Source organism: Terriglobales bacterium (genome assembly GCA_035937135.1).
Lineage (GTDB): Bacteria > Acidobacteriota > Terriglobia > Terriglobales > Acidobacteriaceae > DASYVL01.
The window spans coordinates 1-3,533 of record DASYVL010000119.1; the positions used below are offsets into that span (position 1 = coordinate 1).

The window sequence follows — 3,533 nt, forward strand, 5'->3', positions numbered from 1 at the left end:
GTGAGGTCGTGGGCCACCAGGCTCCGTAGAGGCGCGTGGTAAACGACTTCCTGCTGCTGTCCCGCCAGCTTCACCAGAAAAGGGACGCGCGGATCCATGGTCTGGTCCAGCATGGCGTACCAGCGCAGAGAGTGGTCGGAGGTGACGAGTACGGTGGATGCGTCCCACAGGCCGGCCCGTTCCATCTCCATGCGCAGATCACCCAGAGTGCGATCGGCCAGCGCCAAGTTGTCGAAATACCAGTCGGGGCGGAAGTTGAAGATTGTCAGCTCGGCGTCATCCCGGCGATAGATCGCCGGCTCATGAGGCACAGGAAGATGGAGCACCACCAAACCCAGCTTCGGATCCGCCGCCGCCTGCTTGGCTTCCTGCAGCATGGCCAGGTAGCGTTCCATATGCCGCTGCCGGGCCTCCAGCGGCGAGAGGGTGCGGAGCTGGCTGCGGAAGCTGGTCGCCAGGTCGGGCTGGGAGCCGCGCACCCGCGTCTCCATGGATTCCAAGTAGCACCGGTTCAGCGACTGCTTGAAGAGGCGGCAGTACGGGAGGAACCAGCCCACCATGGCAGTGTTGAACCCGGCCTGGCGGACTTTGGAGAACAGATTGGGCGGGCCGGGCCCGTCTATCTGCTTGGGCTCGTCCAGGAAGAGGAGCCGGAAGTTGGCCTTTCCGGTAGGCTCGACGCTGTAGACTTGGCGTCCATAGAGGTAGCTCATCATGGACTCCGAGGTCTCCAGGCCGGACTGGAACGCGCTCTCCGCGTAAATGGACTGGGCGCGCAGGCGGTCGATTTCCGGCAGTCGGAGCGAGGCCGGCCTCCGGGGAAAAACGTAGCGCCAGTCCATCTCGTCAAAAACGATCCAGACCACGCGCCGCTGTCCCGGGCGGACCGGAAGCAGCGGCGGGCTCGCCATCAGTTCGGCTCTCGCGACAGCTCGGTCGCCATGGACCACCCAAGCCGCCTGGAGAAAACTGGCCGGCACGAAAGCGAACAGGCACAGGGTCAGGACCTCCGCCGCCACCAGGAGCGAGCGGCGCCAGCGGACGACCGCATAGGCAGCCAGAAGGACGGTGGCCGCAGTCAACAGAATCAGCAGAGAATCGTCTTCCACCGCGGTCCACAGGCGGCGCAGAGGGCGGTAGTAACGGAGCTCGAGCAGCCGCAGCAGGATCAGGGGAGCCAGCAGGTACAACCCGCGGTGCCAGCCGGGAAGGCGCCGGGAACGTTTCCCCTGGCTGATGAGCATCCAAAACAAGGCCGCGAAGGCGTAAACATTGACGGTAATGGCGAGCAGGTCCCGCCAGGTCCATGCCGGCGCCAGCAGCGGAGTAGAAAAGAGGATGGTGTGCCAGAAACCGAAGAAGCAAAGGTTCGCGAGGGAAGCCGCCGCCGCCAGATCCCGCCAGCGGCTGTGCGTGGCGCCTTTCGCGGTCTGAACCTCCCGCACGCGTTCCTTCGGTACAGTGGTCAAAGTGAGTGGCTCGTGGCGAGACACATCTTGGCATCGATGGGGGAATTTTTCCATAATATAGGAGCCCTACACTGGGAAGCTTCGCCGGCACGGGGCAGCCGTTGACTTGAGAATCCGTTTCTCTGAAACGGAAGGGAAACATGGCAGCGATTGAGATTTCCGGACTGGAAAAGACCTACAGCGTCGGCTTCCTGCGCAAGCGCAAGGTGCGCGCCCTCCGCCCGCTCAACCTCACGGTCGAAGAGGGCGAGGTCTTCGGCTACCTGGGCGCGAACGGCGCCGGCAAGACCACCACCTTGAAGCTGCTGATGGGGATCATCTTCCCCACCGGCGGCTCCGCCCGCATCCTGGGCCTGGACTACCGCGACCCTGACGTGCGCGCGCAGATCGGCTTCCTGCCCGAGCAGCCGTACTTCTACGACCATCTGACGGCAGCCGAGCTGCTCGAGTACTACGCTCAGCTCTCGGGGGTCTCGGCAGCGGAGCGCAAGCGCCGGGTGCCGCGGATGCTAGAGCGCGTGGGCCTGCCGGACGTGGGCGGACTTCCCCTGCGCAAGTTCTCCAAGGGCATGATGCAGCGGGTGGGCATCGCGCAGGCCGTCCTGCACGATCCCAAGGTGGTCTTCCTGGACGAGCCCATGTCCGGCCTGGACCCCATCGGGCGGCGCGAGGTGCGCGACCTGATGCAGGGCCTGAAGGATGAGGGCAAGACCATCTTCTTCTCCACCCACATTCTTTCCGACGCCGAGTCGCTGTGCGACCGCGTGGCCGTGCTGCACCAGGGCGAGCTGTGCTGCGTGGAAAAGGTAAGCGCGCTCACCACCGCCAAGCACGACCTCATGGAGGTCCTGTGGCAGGGCGACGCGGCCCTCAGCAAGGATTTTGCGGCGCTGGGCGCGGAGTGCCGCATCACCGGCGACCAGGTGCGGGCCGTCGTCCCGGAGGCCAAGCTGAACGCGGCCCTGGACCTGCTGCGCAACAACCGCGCGCGCCTCATCTCGGTGATCCCGGTGCGCACTACGCTCGAGGACTACTTCCTCGAGCGCCTGGCCGGCTCCGCCGGCTCCAAGGAGGCGAAACCATGACCTCCCGCATCGCCTGGATCGCCTTCAACACATTCCGCGAGGCCGTGCGCGAGCGCGTCCTTTATAACTTGGTGTTCTTCGCGCTGCTCATGGTGGGCTCGGCCCTGCTCTTCGGCGGCATCTCCATCGGGGTGGAGCGGTTGTTCCTGATCAATCTGGGGCTGACCTCCATCTCGCTTTTCGGGGTGCTCATCGCCATCTTCCTGGGCATCGGCCTGGTATTCAAGGAGATCGAGAAGCGCACGCTCTACACCATGCTCTCCCGCCCGGTGCGCCGCTGGGAATTCATCGTGGGCAAGTTCCTCGGTCTGGCCGGGACGCTGGTGGTCAACACCTTCTTCATGGCCCTGGGCTTCTACGCTGCCTTGTTCTATCTGGCGCGCACCTTCACCGCCGCGGATGCCACGCTGCTGGTGGCTATCTACTTCATCGTGCTGCAGTTCCTGATGGTCACGGCGCTGGCGCTGTTCTTCTCGACCTTCTCCTCGCCGGTGCTTTCCGCCGTCTTCGCCTTTGCCCTGTTCATCGCCGGCAGCTTCGCCGAGGACTTGCGCGCCTTCGCCGCCCTGAGCGAGGTGGGCAGCACCCGCTGGCTGGCCATCGCCGCCGCCTATCTGGTTCCCAACTTCTCAGCGCTCAACGTCATCTCCTCGGTCGCCCACGGACAGCCGGTGGCCGGCGCGCTCATTCTCGACAATACTCTGTACGCGCTGTTTTACGCCGGCGCGGCGCTGTTCGCCTCCATCCTTGTCTTCGAGCACCGCAACCTGAAATGAGCGCACGCAAACGCATCACCGTTGTCTTCAGCGTACTCCTGGCCGCGAGCCTGGTGGGCTCTATGCTCATGCTGCGCCGGGTGGACGCGCTGCGCACCGACGCCACGCTCGAGGAGGTGCTGTACGTCACCTCCCCGCAGACGGTGAAGCGCATGAGCCTGGGCTACGACGGCCTGGTGGCCGACATCTACTGGACGCGCGTG

4 protein-coding genes are annotated in these 3,533 nt (G+C 64.8%); 3 read left to right on the top strand and 1 reads right to left on the bottom strand.

Going from position 1 to position 3,533, the window contains the following annotated elements; all coding sequences use genetic code 11:
* A partial coding sequence (locus tag VGQ94_07095; protein ID HEV2022281.1) for a sulfatase-like hydrolase/transferase occupies nucleotides 1–1,469 on the bottom strand: 1,469 nt, incomplete at its 3' end.
* A 140-nt stretch (nucleotides 1,470–1,609) separates the two neighbouring features.
* Here VGQ94_07095 and VGQ94_07100 point away from each other — a divergent pair.
* The 3 genes from VGQ94_07100 to VGQ94_07110 all read left to right on the top strand — a co-directional run.
* A complete protein-coding gene (locus VGQ94_07100; GenBank protein HEV2022282.1) occupies nucleotides 1,610–2,554 on the top strand; it encodes an ABC transporter ATP-binding protein in 945 nt (314 codons plus the stop codon).
* Entirely contained in the window at nucleotides 2,551–3,330 is a 780-nt protein-coding gene (locus VGQ94_07105) for an ABC transporter permease (GenBank protein HEV2022283.1), read from the top strand. Before VGQ94_07100 ends, VGQ94_07105 begins: the two co-directional genes overlap by 4 nt.
* Nucleotides 3,327–3,533 (top strand): hypothetical protein (locus VGQ94_07110; GenBank protein HEV2022284.1); only part of this gene is annotated, 207 nt, incomplete at its 3' end. The genes VGQ94_07105 and VGQ94_07110, both read left to right, overlap by 4 nt.

What these genes read in the sequence shown, in the direction of transcription:
- VGQ94_07100 (HEV2022282.1), top strand. Translation starts at nt 1,610, where the DNA reads ATGGCAGCGATTGAGATTTCCGGACTGGAAAAGACCTACAGCGTCGGC.
- VGQ94_07105 (HEV2022283.1), top strand. Translation starts at nt 2,551, where the DNA reads ATGACCTCCCGCATCGCCTGGATCGCCTTCAACACATTCCGCGAGGCC.